Here is a 23,659-nt window from a genome sequence, read left to right on the forward strand (position 1 = left end):
CGCATGCGCAGTAAGTGCACAGAGCGCAATCCGGGACAAGCGACAATGCCCGCGCCGGATGCGATCGGGCAGGCTGGCAGCGGTTCAGCGGTTGCCCTGCCTGACGAACCGGCCCGCATCCTCGGCGGCGGCACGGATGGCGCGGGACTTGTTGACCGTCTCCTGCCATTCGGCCTCGGGGTTGCTGTCGTAGACGACCCCGCCGCCCGCCTGGATATAGAGGTTCTCGTTCTTCAGCACGGCGGTGCGCAGCGCGATGCACATGTCCATGTCCCCGTCCGCCGCGAAATAGCCGACCCCGCCGCCGTAGACACCGCGCTTTTCCGGCTCCAGTTCGTCGATGATCCCCATCGCCCGCACCTTGGGCGCGCCCGATACCGTACCGGCAGGCAGCCCCGCCAGCAGCGCCGAAAGGGCGTCCTCACCTTCCTTCAGTTCGCCGACCACGTTCGAGACGATGTGCATCACGTGGCTGTAGCGCTCGATCACGAATTCCTCGGTGGGCCGGACGGTACCGATCCGCGCCACCCGGCCGACGTCGTTACGCCCGAGATCGAGCAGCATCAGGTGCTCGGCCATTTCCTTTTCGTCGCCCAGCAGGTCGGCCTCCAGTGCGCGGTCTTCCTCCTCGCTTGTGCCGCGCGGGCGCGTGCCGGCGATGGGCCGGACGGTGACCTCGCCGTCGCGCAGCCGCACGAGGATCTCGGGGCTGGCACCGATCACCTGGAAGCCGCCGAAGTTGAAGAAGAACATGAAGGGCGAGGGGTTGGTGCGCCGCAGACTGCGGTAGAGTGCGAAGGGCGGCAGCGGAAAATGCACCGTCCAGCGCTGCGACGGCACAACCTGAAAGATGTCGCCGGCGCGAATCTACTCCTTCGCCTTCTCGACCGCCGCCAGATAGGCGGGCTTGGTGAAGTTCGACACCGGTTCGCCCACCTCGGCCAGATCGGCCAGATCGCGCGATTCGCCGCGCAACCCCGATTCGAGATCGCGGATCGCGTCCATCACCCGCTCGGCGGCCTGCGCATAGGCGGCACGCGCGCTCAGCCCGCTGGCGGTGAAGGCCGGCGATACGACGATCACCTCGCCCCGGACCCCGTCCAGCACCGCGACGATCGACGGGCGCAGCATCACCGCATCGGGCAGCCCGACCGGATCGGGGTTGATATCGGGCAGATGCTCGACCTGCCGGATCATGTCGTAGCCCAGATAGCCGAAAAGCCCGGCCGCCGCCGATGGCAGATCGGCCGGCAGGTCGATGCGGCACTCGTCGATCAGCGCACGCAGCGAGGTCAGCGGGTCGCTGTCGGCATTCACCCAGGCCGACGGGTCGTAGCGGGCCTGCCGGTTGATCCGCGCCGAATCGCCGTCGCATTTCCAGATCAGGTCGGGCTTGAGCCCGACCATCGAATAGCGCCCCCGCACCTCGCCGCCGGTCACCGATTCCAGCACGAAGCTGTTTTCGCGCGCATCCGCTAGCTTCAGCATCAGGCTGACCGGCGTATCGAGATCGGCCGCCAGCCGCGCATAGACCACCTGATTGTCGCCGCGCCCGTAGCCACGGGCAAATTCGTCGAACGACGGGGAAAGCTGTACCATTGCTCTACCGGAACATTTGCGTGTGGACGGCGTTCAGCCCGGCCTCGTTGAACCTGATGCCGGCGGCGGCCAGCGTCGACTGGGTGAAATAGGTCATCAGATCGGAGGCAATGCTCTGGGTCAGTTCGGTTCTCATGACCGTTTCGAGTTGCCCGAGCTGCGCATTCCCGCCGTCCCGTCCGGCCACGCTGTCAAGCTCCACCAGCAGCACGGTGCCGGGCAGGTCGACGATGCGCGTCTCTTGCGGTTGCATGGCAAAAACCGCTTCGAGAACCGGCGCGGGTATGCCGCCCGCCGAAAGGCGGGTCACGTTCGCTGCGGTCCGGACGGTTTCGCCGCCATCGCCAAGCCTGCCGCCCACATCGAGCTGCGCCCGTGCGGCCTCGGCCGCCTGATGCGCCATCTCGGCCTGACGCTCCGCCTCCCAGCCGGCGATCGCCGTCTCGCGCACCTCGTCGAGCGCCTGCTGCCGCGGCGGCACGATCTGATCGAGACGCATGGCGACGATACCGCCGGTGTCGAGCACGACGATTTCGGGGAAATCGCTGTCGGTCAGCGCATCGGCCGTCTCGCGGAACCTGGCGTTGCCTGCGACCGGGTCGTCCGTGCCGCCCCAGTAATCGACGGTGGCGAGGTCCATGTCGGTCTCGGCGGTCAGATCCTCGAGCGTGGCGCCGCCGGCAAGGCGGTCGTCGTACTCGCCGATCAGGTCCTCGATCCGTTCGGCCGCTTCCTGCCGGCCGAGTTCGGCGCGCAGTTCCGGCTCGGCCGCCTCGAAGCTGGTCTCGCTGGCGACGAGAATGCCGTTCATCCGGTAGAGCGCCGGCCCGAGATCGGAGGGGTAGGGGCCGACAACGCCCGGCTCCGCCAGACCGAAGACGGCATCGGCGGCCTGTCCCAGATCGGTGCGGGTCGCCTCGCCCATGTCGATATCGTCGAGCGTCAACTCGCGCGCGGTTACCAGCGTCTCGAAATCGGTCTCGCCGGCGTCGATCGCCTGCTTGGCCGCCGCCGCCTCCTCTGCCGTGCCGAAAACCAGCCGTTCGACGAGCCGGCGCTCGGGGACGACGTATCGGTCGGCACGCTCGCTATAGAGCGCGCGCAACGCGTCCTCGGGCAGATCCATGCTGCCTGCCAGCATTTCGGGCGTCAGCACGGCATAGGTGATGCGCTTCATCTCGGGCAGGGTGAAGATATCCCTGTTCGCCTCGAAATAGGTGGCGAGCTCTTCGTCGGTCGGTGCCGGCACGGCGCCGGTTGCCGCCGTATCGAAGGCGATCCAGCGGAAGCTGCGCTGCTCGCCCAGCCATTCGGCCATCAGTCCGACTTCCGCCTCGGGAGTGGCGACGCCCTGGGTCACGGCGACCTGGAGAAGCTGGCGTGTCGCCTCGTCGCGCACGTTGCGTTCGAAATCGCTGACCTTCCAGCCATTGCGGTCGAGCGTGTATTCATAGGCTTCGCGGTCGAAATTCCCGTCGGGACCGGCGAAGGCGCTGGTCTCCCTGATCCGGCGCGCCACCTCGGCGTCGCCGATGCTGAGCCCGATCCGGTCCGCTTCACCGTTGAGCGCGGCGGCACCGGCAAGCTGCCCGCGCACCTGCTGCGGGATCCCCTGCGCATCGAGGGTTGCCATCGAAAGGTCGGTTGCTCCCGCCGCTTCCTGCGCCCGGATCGCCTGGGCAAGCGCCTGATAATAATCCTGTGCGGTGATATCCCGGTCGCCGACCGTCGCAACCGTGCTGCCGCCGCCCGAGAAGTTGCTGATGCCGAAGCCGCCGAGCCCGGCGACGAGCATGGCAATCAGAACATAGACGAGGATATTGCCGGCTTTCATGTGCTTGCTCATCTGCGGCGTTCTCCAGCAGGAATGGTCGCGCCTGTCTATGCGTCCGGCGGCGGGGAGGCAAGCGCCGAGCGGAACCGGACCGGCAGTTCCGGGAACCGGAGAACGCCCGGTCCGCACCATGGCGGGTTCGGGGTTGCCGGCATCGCGTCTCGTGCATGGCCGAAGGTCCGGCAGTCGCCGCGCCCGTCGGCAGGGAAGGGTCCGTTGCGGCCTATCTGTTGCCGCGGTAGGGCTCGACGTATTGCAGCGCCATGTCCCACGGGAAGAAGATCCACGTATCCTGGCTGACCTCGGTGATGAAGGTATCGACCATCGGGCGGCCCTTGGGCTTGGCGTAGACAGTGGCGAAATGAGCGCGCGGGTAGAGCCGGCGCACCAGTTCCAGCGTCTTGCCGCTGTCGACCAGATCGTCGACCACCAGGATGCCCGTGCCGTCGCCCATGGTCGAGGGGTCGGGCGCCTTGAGCACCTGAGCATCCATCTGGTTCTGGTGGTTGTAGGATTTGACCGAGATCGTATCGACGATGCGGATATCAAGCTCGCGCGCGACGATCATCGCCGGGGCCATGCCGCCGCGGGTGATCGCCACCACGGCCTTCCAGGCGCCGCCCTCCAGCGGCCCGTGGCCGTCGAGCCGCCATGCCAGCGCCCGGGAATCGCGGTGAATCTGGTCCCAGCTGATGTGGAAACCTTTCTCGTGGGGCAGGCGGTCGGTCATCGGACGTTCACTTCCTGCCGCTGACAACGTCGATATCGGGGGCGTCCACCGCCTTCATGCCGACGGCATGATACCCCGCATCGACGTGGTGGACCTCGCCGGTGACGCCCGCGCCCATGTCGGACAGCAGGTAGAGCGCCGAGTTGCCCACATCGTGGATCGTCACGTTGCGCCGCAGCGGAGAGTTCAGTTCGTTCCACTTGAGGATGTAGCGGAAATCGCCGATCCCCGAGGCGGCGAGCGTCTTGATCGGGCCGGCCGAGATGGCGTTGACCCGGATGCCATCCTTGCCGAGATCCTCGGCCAGATACCGTACCGAGGCCTCGAGCGCCGCCTTGGCGACGCCCATCACATTGTAATGCGGCATCACCCTTTCGGCACCGAAATAGGAGAGTGTCAGGCAGGCGCCGCCATTCTTCATCAGCTTTTCCGCCCGTTGCACGACCGAGGTGAAGGAATAGACCGAAATATCCATCGACATGGCGAAATTCGCCCGGCTGGTATCGACGTAGCGGCCGCGAAGCTCGTTCTTGTCGGAAAAACCGATGGCGTGGACGACGAAATCGAGCCCGCCCCAGGCCTGTTCGATCTGGGTGAAGAGCGCGTCGACCGAGGCGTCGTCGGTGACGTCGCAATCGGCAAGCTGCGTCACGCCAAGCTGTTCAGCCAGCGGCAGTACACGCTTGCGGAAGGCGTCGCCCTGATAGGTCAGCGCAAGCTCGGCTCCGGCGTCGGAACAGGCCCTGGCGATCCCCCAGGCGATGGACTTGTCGTTCGCCAGCCCCATGATCAGGCCGCGCTTGCCGGCCATCAACCCTGTCGTCATCTATTCCTCCGCCGCTGGGAATTGGGTATTCGCGGGTTTAGCCATGCGAAAGCCGCTAGGCAAGGGAGCGCAGGCGGGTGCCGGACCGGCCCCGGGCGATCGTGTGGCGGTGACATGATGTCGAAGGAGGCGCAGATGACGGACCGCAGCGGGATATTCGCCGGTGACGATCCTTTCGAGATTTCGCGGCGCTGGCTGGCCGAGGCAGAGGCGGCCGAACCGAACGATCCGAACGCCATCGCCCTTGCCACGGTCGATCCCGACGGGATGCCGAACGTGCGCATGGTGCTGCTGAAGGAGGTGGAGAACGATGCCTTCGTTTTCTACACCAACTACGGTAGTGCCAAGGCGGTGGAGATCGAGCACGCCGGAAAGGCCGCGTTCGTCCTGCACTGGAAAAGCCTGCGCCGGCAGATACGGGTCCGCGGCCTGACCGTGCGCGAGGACGGCCCCCAGGCGGATGCCTATTTCGCCTCGCGGTCGCTCAGGTCGCGTCTCGGGGCCTGGGCGTCGCGCCAGAGCCAGCCGCTCGAATCGCGTGCCGCCCTGATGGGCGAGGCCGCGCGCGCCACCGCCCGATTCGGCATGCAGCCCCCGAGGCCGCCGTTCTGGGGGGGATTCCGGCTCCGCCCGGTCGAGATCGAGTTCTGGGCCGACGGGGCGTTTCGTCTGCATGACCGGTTTCGCTGGCGGACGGACGGACGGGGCGGCTGGGATATCGTGCGGTTGTTTCCATGACCATATGAAGGGGAAGAGCGCAAAAAATCCGCTATACCTGTCCAATTGGACAGTATAACGGCCTTGATGTCCCGATAACGATCCCTTAACCAATAGGGCTGTAGCTCCTTGGTGTTTGTGCGATGCGTTCTCAAAAATGGACACGTCCCTTGCGGGGCTTTCCATTTTTCTGTGTAGTGCTACGCGATGAAACAAGCCTGAATCGATTTCAGGACCTAAATAAGGTGGCCCTTCGGTGACCAGTACTGCGACAGGAAGCGCCCGGCTCGTGAACGGGCGTGTCAAATGGTTCGATCCAGCCAAGGGCTTTGGCTTCGTGGTCGGCAATGAAGGCGGACCGGACATCCTCCTGCACGCAAATGTCCTGCGCAATTTCGGTCAGTCGTCGGTTGCCGATGGAGCGGCGATCGAGATACTCGCCCAGGAAACGGCGCGGGGAATGCAGGCTGTCGAGGTCCTCAAGATCGTCCCGCCGGATGACGATGGCGCCACGGCCCATTTCGAGGATGAATCGGGACTGACCCCGGAGCAGATCGCAGCGCTTCCGCTCGAACCTTCCCGGGTGAAATGGTTCGACAAGGGCAAGGGATTCGGCTTTGCCAATGTCTTTGGCAAGGGCGAGGATATCTTCATCCATATCGAGATCCTGCGCCGGTCGGGGCTTGCCGACCTGCAGCCGGGCGAGGCGGTGGGCCTGCGCGTGGTTGTCGGGCGCAGGGGGCGCATGGCGATCGAGGTTGCCGCGTGGGAACGCGCGCTCACCCATTGAAGCCGCTTAACCCGATACGCATCGCGGCGCTGTCCGTCGCGGCGCTGATGCCCGTTGCCGCCGCGGCGGATTGCCGTGCCGATGCGGTGGATCTGCGGGGCGACTGGGGCTCTGCCCGGTTTTCGGTCGAGATCGCCGACGACGAGGCGGAACGCGCGCGCGGGCTGATGTTCCGCGAAGTGCTGCCACGTTCGTCGGGGATGCTGTTCATCTATCCCCGGCCGCAACCATCCAGTTTCTGGATGAAGAACACGCTCATCCCGCTCGACATGCTCTTTCTCGGCCCCGACGGTGTGGTGCGGCACGTACATTCGCGCGCGGTTCCCGGCGATCTGACGCCGATCCCCGGCGGCGACGGGATTCTGGCGGTACTCGAGATCAACGGCGGGCTGGCCGGGGCGATGGGGATTTCCGAAGGCAGCCAGATGCGCCACCCCGCATTCGGCGAAGATGCCGCCTGGCCCTGCGCTGCGGAATGAACCTGCGGACCGCGCGATCCGTTATTCGGCCGGGGCGCGCGTTGGGGCTTTCCATCGGCGGCGCCAGCGCTTAGGTAGGCCGTCGTCGGGGCGTAGCGCAGCCTGGTAGCGCGACGGTTTTGGGTACCGTAGGTCGCAAGTTCGAATCTTGCCGTCCCGACCATCCGGCCGCCGGAAAATACCGGTACCCTCAGCCCAGAGCCGACATCAGCATGCGGATCGAGGTGATGCCGAGGAATACGGCAAAGGCCCGCTTGATCCAGATCGTGTCGAGACGGTGCGCCAGCCGTGCCCCGACCGGCGCGAAGCCGACTGTGAAGGGCAGAATGACCGCCGCGCCGATCAGGTTCACGTAACCGAGCGATGCCGGCGGCCGCCCCGGAACGCCAAGCCCGGAGACGATGAAGCCCAGCGTGGCCGGCACCGCGATCAGGAAGCCGAAAGCCGCTGCCGTGCCCACTGCGCGCCGGATATCGACCGAAAAGGCGGTAAGCAGCGGCACCGAAAGCGTACCCCCGCCGATCCCCATCAGGGCCGAGAAGGTGCCCGTCGCGAACGAGATCGCCCCGTTCGCCAGCCGGCTTTTCGGCAGGTGGTCCGATATTACCAGCGCGCGCGGGCTTGCCATGTTGAGCGAGACCAGCAGCGCGATGATCCCGAAGATCAGCTTGAGCCCGCCGGCGTCGATATATCTGGCTGCAAGCCCGCCGGTCAGCGCGCCGAGCGCGATCCCCGGCCCCCAGAGGCGCAGCAGCGAAACATCGACCGAACCGCGCCGGTAATGCGCCCGCGCCGAGGACACCGAGGTGAAGACGATGGTGGCGAGCGAGGTTGCAACCGCCATGTGCATCGACAGTTCGGGGGGAAAATGCGTTGCCGAAAGCAGCCAGAACAGCGCCGGGACCAGTACGATACCGCCACCGACGCCCAGCAGCCCGGCCAGAATGCCCGCAACGACCGATGTGGTGGCCAGCCCGGCCAGGATCATGAGGATTTGCAGCGTCGACAGATCGGTCATGGTGTGCTCGCGCCCTTTCGTTCAGGCGGTTGAGGGGGCCGGGGCGCGATCAGCGCAGGCGAAGCTGCGCCACTGCCAGATCATCCGGCGTGTTGATATTGAAGAACGGATCGTCGCTTTCGGCGGGGAAGTGGGCGATGATACAGCCCGCGTCGCCCGCCCATTGCCCCACCCTGCGGGCGCCGCCTGCGATATCGGCCCGCAACCTCGCGCGCAGATCGACAGGCCACAGCCCGAAAAGCGGGTGCCGCATCGGCCCGCGCTCGGGGTGTCCGGCAGCGGCCAGAACGATGGCCGCGTCCTGCGCCGCGCCGGCAAGGCGCGCCACCAGATCGTGTGGAAAGAACGGCGTGTCCGAGGCCACGGTGACGACCCGCTCCGCACCGATCCCCGCTGCCCAGTCCATCGCCGCAAGGATACCGGCAAGCGGGCCGGGACGGCCGGGTACGCTGTCGGCGATCACCGGCAGGCCGAAGGCGGCGAAGCGCCCCGGATCGCCATTGGCATTCAGCGCCAGCGGGGCGGCCTGCGGGGCGAGCCGGTCGACGACCCGGCCGAGCAGGCTCTGGCCGCCCAGTTCCATCAGCGCCTTTTCGGGGCCGCCCATACGCCGCGAAAGCCCGCCGGCGACGACGACGGCGGGCAGAACCCGCGCGCTGTCAGTCACGGGGCACACATGCCGCAGCGGGCAAGGCTTGCGCCCGCCGGCGAAGCTGGCAAAGTGACCCGTCTTCGGGCAAGGTGGCCGCACGGCGGCGGAAACGGGTCATGGCAGGCGAAATCAGGTTCAAGCGGGTCTCGGGCAACAGCGATCTTCCGTTGCCTGCCTATCAGACGCCGGGCGCGGCGGGAATGGACCTGTGCGCCTTTTTGCCGGATGGCCCGGTGATTTTCGAGCACGGGCAATTCGCGATGATATCGACCGGTTTCTGCGTCGAACTGCCTTCGGGCACCGAGATGCAGATCCGCCCGCGTTCGGGGCTGGCATTGAAACACGGGCTGATCCTGCCCAACAGCCCCGGCACCGTGGACGAGGATTATCGCGGCTGCGTGATGGTCGGGCTCTACATGCTCGGGCGCGTGCCCTTCACCATCCGCCACGGCGACCGTATCGCGCAGGCGGTGATCGCCGAGGTGCGGCGCTTCCGGGCGGTCGAGGTGGCGGAGATGTCGGATACGGTGCGCGGCGCGGGCGGGTTCGGCTCGACCGGAACGCGATGACCGGGCGTCGGAACACAGCCCCCGGGGGCAGTTTCACCGCCGGCGAACTCGACCGCTACGCCCGCCATATCGTGCTGCGCGAGATCGGCGGGCCGGGGCAGAAGAAGCTGCGCGGCGCGCGGGTGCTGGTTGTCGGCGCGGGGGGGCTGGGTTCGCCGGCGCTGCTTTATCTCGCCGCAGCCGGCGTCGGCACCATCGGCGTGATCGACGCGGACACGGTCGACAATTCCAACCTGCAACGGCAGGTTATCCACCGCCACGACACCATCGGCATGCCCAAGGCCGTATCGGCCCGCGCCGCGATGCTGGCGCAGAACCCGCATGTCGCGGTTCAGGCGCATCAGGGCCGGCTCGATCCGGTCAACGCCGCCGGCATTTTCGCCCGATACGATCTGGTGCTCGACGGGACAGACAATTTCGACACCCGCTATCTGACCAATCGCACCGCGGTCGCGGCGGGGATTGCACTGGTTTCCGGCGCGCTGAGCCAGTGGGAGGGGCAGGTCAGCGTTTTCGACCCGGCGCGCGGCGGCCCCTGCTATCAGTGCGTTTTCCCCCAGGCGCCGGCGCCCGGCCTTGCGCCCTCGTGCGCGGCGGCGGGGGTGCTGGGGCCGTTGCCGGGCGTCATCGGCACGATGATGGCGGTCGAGACGGTGAAGCTGATCACCGGAGCGGGCGAGCCCCTGCGCGGGCGGATGCTGATCTACGACGCGCTCTACGGCGAGACCCGCCGGATCGCGCTGTCGAAGCGGCCCGACTGCCCGATCTGCGGCGCCGGGTCCGCCTAGCGCGGCTGGACAGTCGCCTGCGTGGCGGCATACTGCAAAGCGATCAACAGGGAGAACCCCCATGAACCCCAGACTGACCCTTGCCGCGGCCGTCGCGGCGATGCTGGCCGCAGTACCGATGCAGGCCGAGACGCCCGACCTCGGCGGTCGCGAGGTGACGGTCATCACCGAGAACACCTATCCGCCGCTGCAGTTCATCGACCCGAAAACCGGCGAGGCGATCGGCTGGGAATATGACGCGGTGGCCGAGATCGCCCGGCGGATCAACATCGAGGTGGTCTATCAGAACGCCTCGTGGGACGCGATGATACCGGGTATCTCGGAAGGCCAGTACGACATGGCGATGAACGGCATCACCATCCGCGACGACCGCAGGGAGATGGTCGATTTCTCCGAGCCCTACCTGCGCTCGCAGATGATGATGATCGTGCGTGGCGACGAGGAACGGTTCACCGATCACGAGGAATTTGCCGCCAATCCCGATTTCCTCGCCGCTGCCCAGCCCGGCACGACGCCCTTCTATGTGACCGTCTACGACATTCTTGACGGTGACGAGGGCAACCCGCGGATCAAGCTGTTCGAGACCTTCGGCGCCGGCATCCAGGCGCTGCGCGCCGGCGACGTGGATCTGGCGCTGAGCGACGATACCGCCGCCAGCGGCTATGTGGCGGCAAGCGACGGGGCGCTCAAGATCATTGGCGAGCCGCTCGGGGCCGAGGATTTCGGCTTCATCTTCCCCAGGGGATCGGATCTGGTTGCGCCGGTCAACGCGGCGATCGAGGCGATGCGCGAGGACGGCACACTCGACGCGCTGAACAGGAAGTGGTTCCTCGATTACAAGATGGGCGGCTGAAACGCGGCAAAACCGGAAGGCGGCGATGCTACCGCGCCCGAAGACAGAGGACGGCGATTTTCCCTGGTGGCTGGTTGCCGCCGGACTGCTGGGCGCGTTCTTCCTGTGGACGATGCTCGGCAGCGCGCTCTACACGCAGGTTCTGACAACCCTCAGCCGGGGTGTGGGCGTGACGGTGTTCGTCACCGTGGTTTCCTTCTTCTCGGCCTGTGTTATCGGGCTGGGATTGGCGATGGCATCGCTTTCGGACAGCCTGTTTCTCAGGCAGGTGGCGCGGTTCTATGTCGAGATCGTGCGCGGGTTGCCGATGATCGTGCTGCTGCTCTACGTCGCCTTCGTGATAGCGCCGGCGCTGGTTGCCGGCGTGAACCATGCGTTCGGCTGGCTTGGGCTCGATCCGGTCCGCACCCGCGACTTCCCGCTGGTCTGGCGGGCGATACTGGCGCTGACCATCGGCTATTCGGCGTTCATTGCCGAGGTGTTCCGCGCCGGGCTGCAGGCGGTGGACGAGGGGCAGATCGAAGCGGCGAAATCGCTCGGGCTGGGCGGCTGGTTCAGGTTCCGGCTGATCGTCTTTCCGCAGGCGATGCGGATGATCCTGCCGCCGCTGGGCAACGATTTCATCGCCATGATCAAGGACAGTTCGCTGGTGTCGGTCCTTGGCGTGCTCGACATCACCCAGCTGGGCAAGGTGATGGCGGCGGGCAATTTCCGCTATTTCGAAACCTACAACGTGGTGGCCTTTCTTTACCTGACGATGACAGTCACGCTGTCGCTGCTGCTCAGGCGGTTCGAACGGGGCATGCGCCGGGCCGGACAGCAGCCGCGGGATTGATCCGTCGCGCGGTTGCTCTAGGAAGGGAGCGAAGCCTTACGGAGCCCGCAATGTCCAATCCCCTTCTCTTGCCCTCGCCGCTGCCGTTCGACCTGCCCGATTTCGCCGCCCTGCACGACGACGATTTCGCGCCCGCCTTCGAGACCGCGCTCGCCGCAGCCCACGCCGAGATTGCCGCCCTCGCCGCCAGCCCCGAGGCGCCGACCTTCGCCAATACCATCGATGCGCTGGAACTTTCGGGGCGTACCCTGTCCGGGGTGCTGGCGGTTTTCTACACGCTGGCCTCGGTCGACGCCAACGATGCGCGCGAGGCCTTGCAGCGCGATTTCGCGCCCCGTCTGGCAGAGTTCGACAGCGACGTGATGCTGAACGAGGCGCTTTTCGCGCGGGTCGATACGCTGTGGCGGGATGCGGCAGGTCTTGGGCTGAGCGAGGAGCAGGCGCGCGTTCTGGAACTGACACATCGCAACTTCATCCGCGCCGGCGCGGCGCTCGATGCCGCCGGTCGGGCGCGGCTGCGCGCGATCAACACCGAACTGGCCGGGCTGGGCACCGCCTTTGGCCAGAATGTCCTGGCCGACGAACGCGACTGGTACATGGAGCTTTCGGAGGCCGAACTTGCGGGCCTGCCCGGTTTCGTCGCCGACGACGCGCGGGCCGCCGGGCAGGAAAAGGGCGCTTTGGGGCCGGTGATCACCCTGTCGCGCTCGCTGATCGTGCCGTTTCTGAAATACTCGCCCCGGCGCGATCTGCGCCAGCGGGCGTTTGAGGCATGGACGGCACGTGGCGCGAACGGGGGCCGGACCGACAACCGCGAAATCGTGCGCCAGACCCTGAAGCTGCGCCACGAGCGGGCGGTGCTTCTGGGCTACCAGAACTTCGCCGCCTACAAGCTGGAAACCGAGATGGCCGGAACGCCGCAGGCGGTGCGCGACCTGCTGATGGCGGTCTGGCAGCCGGCAAAGGCCCGCGCCGACGGCGATGCGGTCATCCTCGAACGGAGACTGGTGGCAGACGGAGAAGCGGCGCCGCTGCAACCGTGGGACTGGCACTATTACGCCGAAAAGCGGCGCAAGGCCGAACACGATTTCGACGACGCGGCGCTCAAGCCGTATCTGCAACTGGAGCGGATGATCGAGGCGGTCTTCGACTGCGCGCGGCGCCTGTTCGGGCTCGATTTCGCGCCGCTCGACCTGCCGCTGCACCACCCCGATGCCCGCGCCTGGGAGGTAACACGCGATGGCCGCCATATGGCGGTATTCATCGGCGATTATTTTGCCCGTTCGGGCAAGCGCTCGGGTGCGTGGTGTTCGGCACTGCGCAGCCAGCAGAAACTGGCGGGGGATATACGCCCGCTGGTGATGAATGTCTGCAACTTCGCCAGACCGGGCGCCGGGGCACCGGCGCTGCTTTCCTACGACGACGCGCGCACCCTGTTTCACGAATTCGGCCATGCGCTGCACCAGATGCTGAGCGATGTGAGCTACGAAAGCATCTCGGGCACCTCGGTTCCGCGCGATTTCGTCGAATTGCCGAGCCAGCTATACGAACACTGGCTGGAAGTGCCCGAAGTGCTGACCCGTTTCGGCACCCATGCCGCAACCGGCGCGGCGATGCCGGCGGAGATGCTCGAACGGGTACTGGCCGCATCGACCTTCGACATGGGGTTCAATACCGTCGAATACATCGCCTCGGCCATGGTCGATCTGGAGTTTCACGACGGCCCGCCGCCGGCCGATCCGATGCAGAAACAGGCCGGGGTCCTGGCTGAAATCGGCATGCCCCCGGCGATCCGCATGCGCCATGCCACGCCGCATTTCGCCCATGTCTTTTCCGGCGGATATTATGCGGCAGCCTATTATTCCTACATGTGGTCCGAGGTGATGGACGCCGACGCCTTCGCCGCCTTCGGGGAGGCCGGCGATCCGTTCGACCCGGCGGTAGCGCAATCGCTGGAAAGGAACATCCTGTCGACCGGCGGATCGAAGGATCCGGAGGTTCTCTATACCGCGTTCCGGGGCCGGTTGCCGGTGGTCGATGCATTGCTCAGGGGGCGGAGCCTCGATACCGTGGGGTGAGCACTCTGTCTGCGGAGAACCGAACATGCCAACGCCACTTGCCGCCGGAACCTGCCGATGCGGAAATACACGGATCGAGATATCCGCACCGCCCGTCATGACGGCGGCCTGCCATTGCCGCGGCTGCCAGAAGATGAGTTCGGGCGCATTTTCGCTGACGGCGATGATCCCGGCCGGCGCCTTTCGCGTCGTCGGGGGCGAACCGGTCAGGGGCGGCATTCGCGGCCCGCAGCTCGATCACCGGTTCTGTCCCGACTGCATGACCTGGATGTTCACGCGGATCGCCGGCATGGACCATCTGGTGAACGTGCGCCCGACGATGTTCGACATCGCGGAATGGACCGTCCCCTTCGTCGAGACCATGACGGCCGAGAAACTGCCCTGGGCGACAACGCCGGCGCGCCGCAGCTACAAGGCGTTTCCGCCCGAAGAGGATTTTCCGGCGCTGCTGAGCGAATTTGCGGCGGAACGGGGGTAACCGCAACCGCCCGGCCTCAGTGCCGGACCGGATCGTGGTGGATGATGACGTCGGCCTGCGGATAGCGCTTCAGGATCGCCCGGGTCAAATCGGCCCCGATGTCGTGCGCCTCGGTCAGCGACATGCGCCCGTCGATCTCGACATGCATGTTGACGAAGATGCGCGCCCCGGCGGTGCGGGTGCGCAGGTCGTGAAAGCCCTCGATTCCCGGCCAGTCGCGGGCCAGCGCCTCGATCCCGCGCACGATCGCCGGGTCTGCCTGACGGTCCATCAGCGCATCCCAGGCGCCGCGCCCGATGCCGAATGCACCGACGGCAAGGATGCCGGCGGTGCCGATGGCCACCACGCTGTCGATCTGCGCAAGGCCGAAGCGACTGGCGGCCCACAGCGACAGCAGCGCGCCGACATTGGGGATCAGATCGCTGACGTAATGCAGCGAATCGGCTGCCACGACCCGGTTGCCAGTGCGGGCGGCGACATGCCGTTGCCACAGCACGAGCGCCAGCGTCAGGACGATCGAGAGCCCCATCACCGCCATGCCCTCGCCTTCGGCGGCAAGCGGTGGCGGGGTGTCGGCGATCAGGCGGCGCACCCCGGCGGTGCCGATGACCGTGGCGGCGATCAGCAGGAACAGCGCCTGTCCCAGCGCGGCCAGATCCTCGGCCGAGCTGTGACCGAAGCCGTGATCGTCGTCGGGCGGGCGGGTTGCATAGACGATCGCCCCCAGCCCGGTGAGCGAAACCATCAGGTCGAGCCCGCTGTCGGCCAGCGAGGCGGCGATCGACAGCGCCCCGGTTTGCCCCAGCGCCCAGAGCTTCAGCGCCACCAGCACCAGCGCCACGCCCGCCGATGCGATGCCGGCGGTAACATTCAGGCGATTGTTGCTGACCGACATGACACCATCCCAAACGACCGGGCGGGATATCTAGGCATTGCGCCACCCCGGCGCAAGCGGATTGCCGGTGTGGCGACGCACTCCGATGCCGTCCGCGTCGGGCGCGCCGGTCGTCTATTCGCGGATTTCCTCGCGCCCGACACCCCAGAGCGCGCTTTTCTCGACCCAGCCTCTCTGGCCATCGGCGGCGACGCGGCACCAGTCGGGGTTGCATTCGCCAAGCCGCGCGACAACACCGCGCTCTGCCCTGGCGACGACCTCGCTCGCGGTATCCGGGCGGCTGCGCAGGCTGGCCATCTCGGATTCGACCATCACGGTGCGGACACCGGACAGCAGCGAATAGTGCAGCCACCCGCCGGCGCCGTCATGGTCGCGCACCCGCCGCCAGTGGCCGAACTCCGCCACCACCTCGAGCGGCAGCGCCCGGCGGGTATAGACCCAGTCGATGCGGTGGCTCAGCGAAGGGCCGCGCCGGGCGTTGCCCTCGGAGGATTTGAGCGACACGAACCGGGGCAGCGGAAGGTTGGTGACCGGGCCACGCTTGGCTGCCTCGGCGGCGGAAAGGCCGCCGGCGAGGGCCGTTACCGCAAGAACGAAAGCCGGAATCAATGCGAAAGACGCCCGCTTGCGGGGCGATTGTGCCTTCTGTCCCATGTTATTTTGTCGCTCGTCTCTGGGGGGCGCTTGTGCCGCGCCGCTTCACCGGTCACTCTGCCGCGTGACGCAGGATTCAGGGAAGTCTCAGGAGGGGTCCGATGCAGAAAGAGCCGCTGAGTGTTGTCGTAACGCGACGGTTGCCCGACGTGGTGGAGGCGCGGATGTCCGAGCTGTTCGATACCGAACTGCGCTCCGGGGACGTTCCGCTGACCCGCGACGAACTGGTCGAGGCGATGCGCCGTGCCGATGTTCTGGTGCCCGCGATCACCGACCGGATCGACGCGACCATGCTGGCCCAGGCGGGCGACCGGCTGAAGCTGATCGCCAACTATGGTGCCGGGGTCGACAATGTCGATATTGCCTCGGCGCGCCAGCGCGGCGTGCTGGTGACCAACACGCCGGGCGTGACCACCGACGATACGGCCGACATGACGATGGCGCTGATCCTTGCCGTGACCCGGCGCATTCCCGAGGGGCTGGCCGTGATGCAGGCCGGGCGCTGGGAAGGCTGGGCGCCGACCGCCTTTCTGGGCGGCCGGGTGGCCGGGCGGCGGCTCGGCATCCTCGGTATGGGGCGGATCGGGCAGGCGGTGGCGCGGCGCGCCCACGTCTTCGGCATGCAGATCCACTATCACAACCGTCGCCGCCTGCGCCCCGAGATCGAGCAGGAACTGGACGCGACCTGGTGGGAGAGCCTCGACCAGATGGTGCGGCGCATGGACGTGATCTCGATCAACTGTCCGCACACGCCGTCGACCTTCCATCTGATGAACGCGCGGCGGCTGAAACTGCTGAAGTCCACGGCGGTGATCGTGAACACCTCGCGCGGCGAGGTGATCGATGAGAACGCGCTGACCCGCATGCTGCGGGCGGGCGAGATCGCCGGTGCCGGGCTCGATGTCTACGAGCATGGCGCCAATATCAACCCGCGGCTCAGGAACCTCGAAAATGTTGTGCTTCTGCCGCAGATGGGTTCCGCCACGCTTGAGGGGCGGATCGAGATGGGTGAAAAGATCATCATCAATATCAAGACCTTCGATGACGGTCATCGTCCGCCCGATCTGGTGGTTCCGTCCATGCTGTGACCGTGGCGCCGCCAGTCCGGAACGCGCGCCAATCCTCATGGCAGCGTATACCCGCCCTTGCGGCGGCAACGCGGGACAATCATATCTGCTGGAACGACAATTGAAATGACGGGAGGTCCCATGGCTACCTTTGACGAGCGGAAGAACACCTTCGAGAAGAAATTCGCCCACGACGCCGACATGCAGTTCCGCGCCGAGGCGCGGGCGAACAAGCTGCTGGGCCTGTGGGCGGCGGGCCTGATGAACAGGACCGGGGCCGATGCCGATTCCTACGCGCAGGAGGTCATCAAGTCCGATTTTCAGGAGGCCGGCGACGAGGATGTGATCCGCAAGGTTTCGGGCGATCTGGGGAGTCTGGCGAGCGCCGACGAGATTCGCGGGAAACGCGCGGAATTCCTCGACGAGGCGAAGGCGCAGCTGGCGGGCGAGGGCTGATCGCGCCGGAAGCGTTCGGGCGCATCGGACAGACCGGGGCAACGCGCAAAAGAATCACTGATACGCTGATACAAGGGGCCGGCCCGACCGGCCCCTCTTCACGCCGTCCGCCACCAGATGCGCGGTGATGCTGCCGCGAGGCGTCCGCCGGAGCCGGGAATCGTCAGGCGTTGAACAGGAAATGCAGCACGTCGCCATCCTGAACGACGTAATTCTTGCCCTCGACCCGCATCCTGCCCGCCTCCCTGGCGCCCTGTTCGCCGCCGCAGGCGATGAAATCGTCATAGGCGATGGTCTCGGCGCGGATGAAGCCGCGCTCGAAATCGCCGTGGATGACGCCGGCGGCCTTCGGCGCGCGGTCGCCCTTGTGAATGGTCCAGGCGCGCGCCTCCTTCGGTCCGACGGTGAAATAGGTCTGAAGGCCCAGCAGATTGTGGCCGACACGGATCAGCCGGTCGAGCCCGGCTTCCTCCAGCCCCAGTTCCGACAGGAACAGCCCGGCCTCGTCCGGGTCGAGCTGCGCGATCTCTTCCTCGATCCGGGCCGAGATCACCACCGCAGCGGCGCCTTCGCCGGCGGCCATCTGCGCCACCGCTTCCGACAGCGCGTTGCCCGCGGCGGCGTCCTGCTCGGCCACGTTGCAGACGTAAAGCACCGGCTTGGCGGTCAGAAGCTGCAACATGCTCCAGGCCCTGGCGTCCTCATCGTCCACCGCGACGGTGCGGGCCGGCCTGCCGTCTTCCAGCGCCGCAAGCGCGGCCCTGAGCAGGCGTTCCTGCTGCACGGCCTCCCTGTCGCCGCCGCGCACCTTGCGGCCGAGGTTCTGCAGGCGCTTTTCAACGCTCTCCATGTCGGCCAGCATCAGTTCGGTCTCGATGGTCCGGGCGTCCTCCACCGGATCCACCCGGCCGTCGACATGGGTCACGTCGCCGTCCTCGAAACAGCGCAGCACGTGGGCGATGGCATCGCATTCGCGGATATTGGCAAGAAACTGGTTGCCGAGCCCCTCGCCCTTCGACGCTCCCTTCACCAGCCCGGCGATATCGACAAAGGTCATGCGCGTCGGGATGATCTGCTTTGATTTCGCAATCGCCGCCAGGTTCTCCAGCCGGGGGTCGGGAACGGCAACCTCGCCCACATTGGGCTCGATGGTGCAGAACGGAAAATTCGCCGCCTGCGCGGCGGCGGTCCGGGTCAGCGCGTTGAAGAGCGTCGACTTGCCGACATTCGGCAGCCCGACGATGCCGGTCTTGAAGCCCATCTCTGAATCCTTGTGGAAAGGTTGCGGCCTTCTAGTGTGTGATCCCTGCGCCTGCAAGACAGCTATCGGAGCATGGTGAAATCGCGTTAGGCTGGCGGTGACCGATCCGGTCGACGCTATCGAACAGAGGACGACAATGCCATCCATCAGCCCATACCTGTTTTTTGACGGAAACTGCCGCGAGGCGATGACCGCCTATGCCGAGATCCTCGGCGGTGAGCTTCTCGCCATGATGAGTTTCGCCGAGGCTCCTGAAATCGAGGGTTTTCCCAAGGTGCCGGAAGATCTGATCATGCATGCCGCAGTGGGTTTCGCCGGCCATATGATCATGGGTTGCGACGACATGCCGGGGCGGAACGTCAGGCCGGCATCGACCTACGTATCGGTATCCTTGCAGGAAACCGCGCAGGCCAGGCAGGTGTTCGACAGACTGTCGGAAGGCGGCGAGGTCCTGATGGCCTTCGACAAGGCGTTCTTCGCCGACGGGTTCGGATCGCTGCGCGACCGCTGGGGGCAGCTCTGGATGGTCAGCACCGATACCGGGATGGGCTGAGCTTCGTCCGCCGCCGAACGGGCGGGCCGGCTTGATTTTCCGGCCCGCTTTCTGCAAGTGGATCGGGACCGTTTGCGAGGATTGCCATGACCAGGATCGACGACACGTTCCAGCGCCTGAACGCCGGGGGCCGCAAGGCCTTTGTCGCCTATGTGATGGCGGGCGATCCGGATTATCCGACCTCGCTCGAAATCGTGAAGGGCCTGCCGGGGGCGGGGGTCGACATCATCGAACTGGGCATTCCCTTCACCGATCCGATGGCCGACGGGCCGACGATCCAGCATGCCGGGCAGCGTGCGCTTGCATCTGGCCAGACGCTGAAAAAGACGCTGGACATGGTGGCGGCCTTCCGCATGGACGATCAGAAGACGCCGGTTGTCGCGATGGGGTATTACAACCCGATCTACAGCTTCGGGGTGGAGCGGTTTCTGGAAGACGCCAGGGCCGCCGGCATCGACGGGCTGATCGTTGTCGATCTGCCGCCCGAGGAGGACGACGAGCTTTGCATCCCGGCGCAGCGGGCGGGGCTGAACTTCATCCGGCTGGCCACACCGACCACCGATGACCGGCGCCTGCCGAAGGTGCTGCGCAATACCAGCGGCTTTGTCTACTATGTTTCGATTACCGGCATCACCGGCGCGGCCGAGCCGCAGGCGGCCGATGTCGCCCCCGAGGTGGCCCGCATCAAGGCGGCGACCGACCTGCCGGTGATTGTCGGTTTCGGCATCAATTCGCCCGAAAAGGCCGAGGTGATCGCGGGGATCGCCGACGGTGCGGTGGTCGGTTCGGCGATCGTGAAACTGATCGGCGACGGCAGGCCGGTGGCCGAGGTTCTTGCCTTCGTGAAGGGTCTTGCCGACGGCGCGCACCGCGCCTGAACGCCCGCGATCCGGCGGATATCGGGTTTTCCGCGCCCGAATGTCATCCGGCGATTGCGGCAGAGGCCGCGTTTCGCATAGCCTGTCCCAGCGTTCTGGAGGGTATCATGCCGGTCATCACCAATATCGCCGATCTGAAGCGAATCTATCGCCGCCGGGTCCCGAAGATGTTCTACGACTATGCCGAATCCGGCAGCTGGACCGAACAGACCTTTCGCGAGAACACCACCGATTTCTCCCGGATCAATCTGCGCCAGCGCGTCGCGGTGGACATGACCAACCGCACCACCGCCGGCACGATGATCGGGCAGGATTACGCCATGCCGGTTGCGCTGGCTCCGGTGGGAATGCTGGGCATGCAGCACGCCGATGGCGAGATTCTCGCCGCACGGGCGGCCGAGAAGTTCGGTGTGCCCTTCACGCTTTCCACCATGTCGATCTGTTCGATCGAGGACGTGGCCGAGCGCACCAGCAAGCCGTTCTGGTTCCAGCTCTACACGATGAAGGACGAGGATTACCTGCGCCGGCTGATCGAGCGCGCCAAGGCAGCGAAGTGCTCGGCCCTGGTTATCACGCTCGATCTTCAGATCATCGGCCAGCGCCACAAGGACCTCAGGAACGGCCTGTCCGCCCCGCCGAAACCGACGCTGGCCAACTGGATCGACCTTTCGACCAAATGGGGCTGGGGCATCGAGATGCTGAAAACCCCGCGCCGCCAGTTCGGCAATATCATCGGCCATGTCGACAACATCGACGATCCGTCCTCGCTGACCGCCTGGACCGCAACGCAGTTCGACCCGTCGCTCGACTGGAAGAAGGTCGAAAAGCTGATCTCGATGTGGGGTGGCAAGACGATTCTCAAGGGCATTCTCGATGTCGGGGACGCGCGGATGGCGGCCAATGTCGGCGCCGACGCCATTGTCGTGTCCAACCACGGCGGGCGGCAGCTCGACGGCGCGCTGAGCTCGATCCGCATGTTGCAGCCGATCCTCGATGCGGTCGGCGATCAGGTCGAGGTGCATCTCGACAGTGGAATCCGTTCGGGTCAGGACGTTCTCAAGGCGATCGCCATGGGGGCCAAAGGCACGATGATCGGACGCGCCTATGTCTATGGTCTGGGTGCCATGGGCGAAGAGGGTGTCACCAGGGCGCTGGAGGTTATCCACAAGGAACTGGATGTGACGATGGCGCTGTGCGGCCACCGGCGCCTGCAGGATGTCGGGCGCGACATCCTTCTGGTGCCCGAGGATTTCGAAGGCCGCTGGAAGCGGTTCTGATCATGCGCGCCGGTCTGGCGCGAATCGTGCGCCGGCAAGATTGTTCTGTTTTTTGCCCGCGACAGGCAAGTTTGTTGTTGCGTTGATTTGGCGCTTCGCGCACGATTCCCGCCTGTCCGGCGGCTGGCAAGCGTTGTGCCCTTGCGGTTTGGCGGACGCCTAACTCATTGTCGAGGAATGGCTTTTGGATTGGCTGAGAAAACAAATTTACTGTCTGACGAAGCCTTTCGTTAATTTCTTGACATAAAAATCTTTCTAGAAAAAAGGGTTAGATACTTTTTGACCGAATGGGGTATGGTCTGGCAAACGACGACGCAGGGGAGGCGCATCGATCGTGTCAACAGGCCGAGTGACCATGCCCCCAAACTGCTGACGACACTTTGAGGGGAGGACGACCCATGAGCACTAAGGCAAAGGCTGCCCGGGAAATCGGCGCCATTCCTGCGGATTTCAAAGCCACCGCGCTGATCGATGCGTCGATGTACGAGGACATGTACGCGGCATCGGTTTCGGACCCCGAGGGGTTCTGGGGCGAGCACGGCAGGCGGCTGGACTGGATCCGGCCCTATACGAAGGTCAAGAACACGTCGTTCGAGCCGGGCAATATCGCGGTCAACTGGTTCGAGGACGGCACGCTGAACGTCTGCGCGAACTGTGTCGACCGGCATGTCGCGAAGCGTGGCAACCAGACGGCGCTGATATTCGAGCCCGACAACATTCAGGAGCCGGCGCAGTACATCACCTACCGCCAGTTGCACAACCGGGTCTGCCGGCTGGCCAACGTGCTCGAACAGCTTGGCATCCGCCGCGGCGACCGGGTGGTGATCTATCTGCCGATGGTGCCGCAGGCGGTCTATGCGATGCTGGCCTGCGCCCGCATCGGTGCCATCCACTCGATCGTTTTCGCCGGTTTTTCGCCCGAGGCGCTGGCCGCCCGCATCAACGGCTGCGATGCCAAGCTGGTCATCACCGCCGATTATGCGCCGCGCGGCGGGCGCAAGACGCCGCTCAAGTCGAACACCGATGCCGCGCTTCTGCACTGCATCCACGACCCCAAGGTTCTGGTGGTCCGCCGCACCCGCGAGCAGACGACCTGGGTCGAGGGGCGCGACCACGACTATCACGAGATGATGATGGATGCGCCCGAGGTCAGCACGCCGGCCGAAATGGGGGCGGAGGATCCGCTGTTCATCCTCTACACCTCGGGGTCGACCGGCCATCCGAAGGGGGTGGTCCATACCTCGGGCGGCTATCTTCTCTTTGCCGCGATGACCCACGAATACGTCTTCGACTATCACGATGGCGATGTCTTCTGGTGCACGGCCGACGTCGGCTGGGTGACGGGGCACAGCTATATCGTCTACGGTCCGCTGGCCAACGGCGCCACCACGGTCATCTTCGAGGGCGTGCCGACCTATCCCGATCCGGGCCGCTTCTGGGAGGTGGTCGAGAAGCACAAGGTGAACCAGTTCTATACCGCCCCGACCGCGATCCGCGCGCTGATGGGCCAGGGCGACGAATGGGTCGAGAAGCACGACCTGTCGAGCCTCAAGCTTCTGGGCACGGTGGGCGAGCCGATCAACCCCGAGGCGTGGAACTGGTACAACGAAAAGGTCGGCAAGGGCACGCGCCCGATTGTCGATACCTGGTGGCAGACCGAGACCGGCGGCCATCTGATCACCCCGTTGCCCGGCGCGATCCCGACCAAGCCCGGCTCGGCCACCAAGCCGTTCTTCGGCGTGCAGCCGGTGGTGCTCGACCCGCAGTCGGGGGCCGAGATCGGTCAGGTGGAATGTGAGGGCGTGCTGTGCATCAAGGACAGTTGGCCGGGCCAGATGCGCGGCATCTGGGACGACCACGGCCGTTTCGAGCAGACCTACTTCGCCGATTACAAGGGCTACTACTTCTCGGGCGACGGCTGCCGGCGCGATGCCGACGGCTATTACTGGATCACCGGCCGGGTCGTCGACGTGATCAACGTCTCGGGCCACCGGATGGGCACGGCCGAGGTCGAATCGGCGCTGGTGGCGCATATGAAGGTCGCCGAGGCGGCGGTGGTCGGATATCCGCATCCGATGAAGGGGCAGGGCATCTATTGCTATGTCACCCTGATGAACGACGTCGAGCCCACCGACGAACTGCTCAAGGAATTGCGCATGTGGGTCCGCCACGAGATCGGCCCCATCGCCACCCCCGACATCATCCAGTGGGCCCCCGGCCTGCCCAAGACCCGCTCGGGCAAGATCATGCGCCGCATCTTGCGCAAGATCGCCGAAAACGACTACGGCTCCCTTGGGGATACCTCGACGCTCGCAGACCCCTCCGTGGTCGAGGACCTCATCGAAAACCGTATGAACAAAGGCTGAGGGCCC

The 23,659-nt window shown here is 65.8% G+C and carries 22 protein-coding genes, 1 tRNA gene and 2 pseudogenes; 16 read left to right on the forward strand and 9 right to left on the reverse strand.

The window, feature by feature from the left end:
• Nucleotides 1-84 precede the first annotated feature (84 nt).
• From trpE to fabI, 4 genes and pseudogenes are all read right to left on the reverse strand, one after another.
• A pseudogene (gene trpE / locus ACK5IR_RS10380) lies at nt 85-1,599 on the reverse strand (anthranilate synthase component I).
• A gap of 4 nt (nt 1,600-1,603) precedes the next feature.
• A complete protein-coding gene (locus ACK5IR_RS10385) occupies nt 1,604-3,445 on the reverse strand; it encodes a SurA N-terminal domain-containing protein (RefSeq protein ID WP_416928585.1) in 1,842 nt (613 codons plus the stop codon).
• 211 nt (nt 3,446-3,656) lie between these two features.
• Nucleotides 3,657-4,163: a xanthine phosphoribosyltransferase gene (gene gpt / locus ACK5IR_RS10390; RefSeq protein WP_416928587.1), complete on the reverse strand. Its 507-nt coding sequence runs from the start codon at nt 4,161-4,163 to the stop codon at nt 3,657-3,659.
• Nucleotides 4,164-4,170: 7 nt separating this feature from the next.
• Complete coding sequence (gene fabI / locus ACK5IR_RS10395; protein WP_416928589.1) at nt 4,171-4,989, reverse strand: enoyl-ACP reductase FabI; 819 nt, start codon at nt 4,987-4,989, stop codon at nt 4,171-4,173.
• Between the two features lie 135 nt (nt 4,990-5,124).
• Here fabI and pdxH point away from each other — a divergent pair, with 135 nt between their 5' ends.
• The 4 genes from pdxH to ACK5IR_RS10415 all read left to right on the forward strand — a co-directional run bounded on the left by pdxH (nt 5,125) and on the right by ACK5IR_RS10415 (nt 7,138).
• Nucleotides 5,125-5,727: a pyridoxamine 5'-phosphate oxidase gene (gene pdxH / locus ACK5IR_RS10400; RefSeq protein WP_416928591.1), complete on the forward strand. Its 603-nt coding sequence runs from the start codon at nt 5,125-5,127 to the stop codon at nt 5,725-5,727.
• A gap of 268 nt (nt 5,728-5,995) precedes the next feature.
• Entirely contained in the window at nt 5,996-6,496 is a 501-nt protein-coding gene (locus tag ACK5IR_RS10405; RefSeq protein WP_416928593.1) for a cold-shock protein, read from the forward strand.
• 47 nt (nt 6,497-6,543) lie between these two features.
• Nucleotides 6,544-6,975 (forward strand): DUF192 domain-containing protein, encoded by a 432-nt coding sequence (locus tag ACK5IR_RS10410; protein WP_416928686.1) that lies wholly within the window; start codon nt 6,544-6,546, stop codon nt 6,973-6,975.
• 86 nt (nt 6,976-7,061) lie between these two features.
• Nucleotides 7,062-7,138, forward strand: a tRNA-Pro gene (locus tag ACK5IR_RS10415).
• Nucleotides 7,139-7,165: 27 nt separating this feature from the next.
• Here ACK5IR_RS10415 and ACK5IR_RS10420 read toward each other — a convergent pair.
• Both ACK5IR_RS10420 and mobA read right to left on the reverse strand, forming a co-directional pair.
• On the reverse strand, nt 7,166-7,993 hold the full coding sequence (locus ACK5IR_RS10420; protein WP_416928595.1) for a sulfite exporter TauE/SafE family protein: 828 nt from the start codon (nt 7,991-7,993) through the stop codon (nt 7,166-7,168).
• Between the two features lie 49 nt (nt 7,994-8,042).
• Nucleotides 8,043-8,660 (reverse strand): molybdenum cofactor guanylyltransferase MobA, encoded by a 618-nt coding sequence (gene mobA, locus ACK5IR_RS10425; RefSeq protein WP_416928597.1) that lies wholly within the window; start codon nt 8,658-8,660, stop codon nt 8,043-8,045.
• A gap of 101 nt (nt 8,661-8,761) precedes the next feature.
• Between mobA and dut the strand changes: the two genes are divergently transcribed.
• From dut to ACK5IR_RS10455, 6 genes and pseudogenes are all read left to right on the forward strand, one after another.
• Nucleotides 8,762-9,214 carry a dUTP diphosphatase gene (gene dut / locus ACK5IR_RS10430; RefSeq protein WP_416928599.1) on the forward strand — a complete coding sequence of 151 codons (453 nt, stop codon included), beginning with the start codon at nt 8,762-8,764 and terminating at the stop codon, nt 9,212-9,214.
• Nucleotides 9,215-9,252: 38 nt separating this feature from the next.
• Nucleotides 9,253-10,002 (forward strand): annotated as a pseudogene (locus tag ACK5IR_RS10435) (HesA/MoeB/ThiF family protein); the annotation flags it as partial.
• 100 nt (nt 10,003-10,102) lie between these two features.
• Nucleotides 10,103-10,855 (forward strand): transporter substrate-binding domain-containing protein, encoded by a 753-nt coding sequence (locus ACK5IR_RS10440; RefSeq protein ID WP_416928688.1) that lies wholly within the window; start codon nt 10,103-10,105, stop codon nt 10,853-10,855.
• 25 nt (nt 10,856-10,880) lie between these two features.
• Nucleotides 10,881-11,690, forward strand: a complete 810-nt coding sequence (locus ACK5IR_RS10445) for an amino acid ABC transporter permease (protein WP_416928601.1) — start codon at nt 10,881-10,883, stop codon at nt 11,688-11,690.
• Nucleotides 11,691-11,740: 50 nt separating this feature from the next.
• Nucleotides 11,741-13,768, forward strand: a complete 2,028-nt coding sequence (locus ACK5IR_RS10450) for a M3 family metallopeptidase (protein ID WP_416928603.1) — start codon at nt 11,741-11,743, stop codon at nt 13,766-13,768.
• 25 nt (nt 13,769-13,793) lie between these two features.
• Entirely contained in the window at nt 13,794-14,246 is a 453-nt protein-coding gene (locus tag ACK5IR_RS10455; protein ID WP_416928604.1) for a GFA family protein, read from the forward strand.
• A 16-nt stretch (nt 14,247-14,262) separates the two neighbouring features.
• Here ACK5IR_RS10455 and ACK5IR_RS10460 read toward each other — a convergent pair whose 3' ends face one another.
• Together ACK5IR_RS10460 and ACK5IR_RS10465 are read right to left on the reverse strand one after the other, a co-directional pair.
• Nucleotides 14,263-15,141 (reverse strand): cation diffusion facilitator family transporter, encoded by an 879-nt coding sequence (locus tag ACK5IR_RS10460; RefSeq protein WP_416928606.1) that lies wholly within the window; start codon nt 15,139-15,141, stop codon nt 14,263-14,265.
• 114 nt (nt 15,142-15,255) lie between these two features.
• Nucleotides 15,256-15,795: an SH3 domain-containing protein gene (locus ACK5IR_RS10465; protein ID WP_416928608.1), complete on the reverse strand. Its 540-nt coding sequence runs from the start codon at nt 15,793-15,795 to the stop codon at nt 15,256-15,258.
• Nucleotides 15,796-15,896: 101 nt separating this feature from the next.
• Here ACK5IR_RS10465 and ACK5IR_RS10470 point away from each other — a divergent pair, with 101 nt between their 5' ends.
• Entirely contained in the window at nt 15,897-16,883 is a 987-nt protein-coding gene (locus ACK5IR_RS10470; RefSeq protein ID WP_416928610.1) for a 2-hydroxyacid dehydrogenase, read from the forward strand.
• Between the two features lie 120 nt (nt 16,884-17,003).
• Entirely contained in the window at nt 17,004-17,318 is a 315-nt protein-coding gene (locus ACK5IR_RS10475) for a DUF1476 domain-containing protein (RefSeq protein WP_416928612.1), read from the forward strand.
• A 163-nt stretch (nt 17,319-17,481) separates the two neighbouring features.
• Here the strand turns inward: ACK5IR_RS10475 and ychF are convergent, their stop codons facing one another.
• Entirely contained in the window at nt 17,482-18,579 is a 1,098-nt protein-coding gene (gene ychF, locus ACK5IR_RS10480) for a redox-regulated ATPase YchF (protein ID WP_416928614.1), read from the reverse strand.
• Nucleotides 18,580-18,715: 136 nt separating this feature from the next.
• Between ychF and ACK5IR_RS10485 the strand changes: the two genes are divergently transcribed.
• The 4 genes from ACK5IR_RS10485 (at nt 18,716) to acs (ending at nt 23,653) form a co-directional block, all read left to right on the forward strand.
• Nucleotides 18,716-19,132, forward strand: coding sequence for a VOC family protein (locus tag ACK5IR_RS10485; protein ID WP_416928616.1), 417 nt, complete (start codon nt 18,716-18,718; stop codon nt 19,130-19,132).
• Nucleotides 19,133-19,218: 86 nt separating this feature from the next.
• A complete protein-coding gene (gene trpA, locus ACK5IR_RS10490; protein ID WP_416928618.1) occupies nt 19,219-20,010 on the forward strand; it encodes a tryptophan synthase subunit alpha in 792 nt (263 codons plus the stop codon).
• 107 nt (nt 20,011-20,117) lie between these two features.
• Complete coding sequence (locus tag ACK5IR_RS10495) at nt 20,118-21,287, forward strand: alpha-hydroxy acid oxidase (protein WP_416928620.1); 1,170 nt, start codon at nt 20,118-20,120, stop codon at nt 21,285-21,287.
• 398 nt (nt 21,288-21,685) lie between these two features.
• Nucleotides 21,686-23,653 carry an acetate--CoA ligase gene (gene acs / locus ACK5IR_RS10500; protein WP_416928622.1) on the forward strand — a complete coding sequence of 656 codons (1,968 nt, stop codon included), beginning with the start codon at nt 21,686-21,688 and terminating at the stop codon, nt 23,651-23,653.
• Nucleotides 23,654-23,659 lie beyond the last annotated feature (6 nt).

It is taken from the genome of Tropicimonas sp. (genome assembly GCF_047971885.1).
Lineage (GTDB): Bacteria > Pseudomonadota > Alphaproteobacteria > Rhodobacterales > Rhodobacteraceae > Tropicimonas.

Excerpts from the sequence above, each read along its gene's own strand:
- ACK5IR_RS10385 (WP_416928585.1), bottom strand. The coding sequence starts at position 3,445 with ATGAGCAAGCACATGAAAGCCGGCAATATCCTCGTCTATGTTCTGATT.
- gpt (WP_416928587.1), bottom strand. The coding sequence starts at position 4,163 with ATGACCGACCGCCTGCCCCACGAGAAAGGTTTCCACATCAGCTGGGAC.
- fabI (WP_416928589.1), bottom strand. The coding sequence starts at position 4,989 with ATGACGACAGGGTTGATGGCCGGCAAGCGCGGCCTGATCATGGGGCTG.
- pdxH (WP_416928591.1), top strand. The coding sequence starts at position 5,125 with ATGACGGACCGCAGCGGGATATTCGCCGGTGACGATCCTTTCGAGATT.
- ACK5IR_RS10410 (WP_416928686.1), top strand. The coding sequence starts at position 6,544 with ATGCCCGTTGCCGCCGCGGCGGATTGCCGTGCCGATGCGGTGGATCTG.
- ACK5IR_RS10420 (WP_416928595.1), bottom strand. The coding sequence starts at position 7,993 with ATGACCGATCTGTCGACGCTGCAAATCCTCATGATCCTGGCCGGGCTG.
- dut (WP_416928599.1), top strand. The coding sequence starts at position 8,762 with ATGGCAGGCGAAATCAGGTTCAAGCGGGTCTCGGGCAACAGCGATCTT.
- ACK5IR_RS10440 (WP_416928688.1), top strand. The coding sequence starts at position 10,103 with ATGCTGGCCGCAGTACCGATGCAGGCCGAGACGCCCGACCTCGGCGGT.
- ACK5IR_RS10445 (WP_416928601.1), top strand. The coding sequence starts at position 10,881 with ATGCTACCGCGCCCGAAGACAGAGGACGGCGATTTTCCCTGGTGGCTG.
- ACK5IR_RS10450 (WP_416928603.1), top strand. The coding sequence starts at position 11,741 with ATGTCCAATCCCCTTCTCTTGCCCTCGCCGCTGCCGTTCGACCTGCCC.
- ACK5IR_RS10455 (WP_416928604.1), top strand. The coding sequence starts at position 13,794 with ATGCCAACGCCACTTGCCGCCGGAACCTGCCGATGCGGAAATACACGG.
- ACK5IR_RS10460 (WP_416928606.1), bottom strand. The coding sequence starts at position 15,141 with ATGTCGGTCAGCAACAATCGCCTGAATGTTACCGCCGGCATCGCATCG.
- ACK5IR_RS10465 (WP_416928608.1), bottom strand. The coding sequence starts at position 15,795 with ATGGGACAGAAGGCACAATCGCCCCGCAAGCGGGCGTCTTTCGCATTG.
- ACK5IR_RS10470 (WP_416928610.1), top strand. The coding sequence starts at position 15,897 with ATGCAGAAAGAGCCGCTGAGTGTTGTCGTAACGCGACGGTTGCCCGAC.
- ACK5IR_RS10475 (WP_416928612.1), top strand. The coding sequence starts at position 17,004 with ATGGCTACCTTTGACGAGCGGAAGAACACCTTCGAGAAGAAATTCGCC.
- ychF (WP_416928614.1), bottom strand. The coding sequence starts at position 18,579 with ATGGGCTTCAAGACCGGCATCGTCGGGCTGCCGAATGTCGGCAAGTCG.
- ACK5IR_RS10485 (WP_416928616.1), top strand. The coding sequence starts at position 18,716 with ATGCCATCCATCAGCCCATACCTGTTTTTTGACGGAAACTGCCGCGAG.
- trpA (WP_416928618.1), top strand. The coding sequence starts at position 19,219 with ATGACCAGGATCGACGACACGTTCCAGCGCCTGAACGCCGGGGGCCGC.
- ACK5IR_RS10495 (WP_416928620.1), top strand. The coding sequence starts at position 20,118 with ATGCCGGTCATCACCAATATCGCCGATCTGAAGCGAATCTATCGCCGC.
- acs (WP_416928622.1), top strand. The coding sequence starts at position 21,686 with ATGAGCACTAAGGCAAAGGCTGCCCGGGAAATCGGCGCCATTCCTGCG.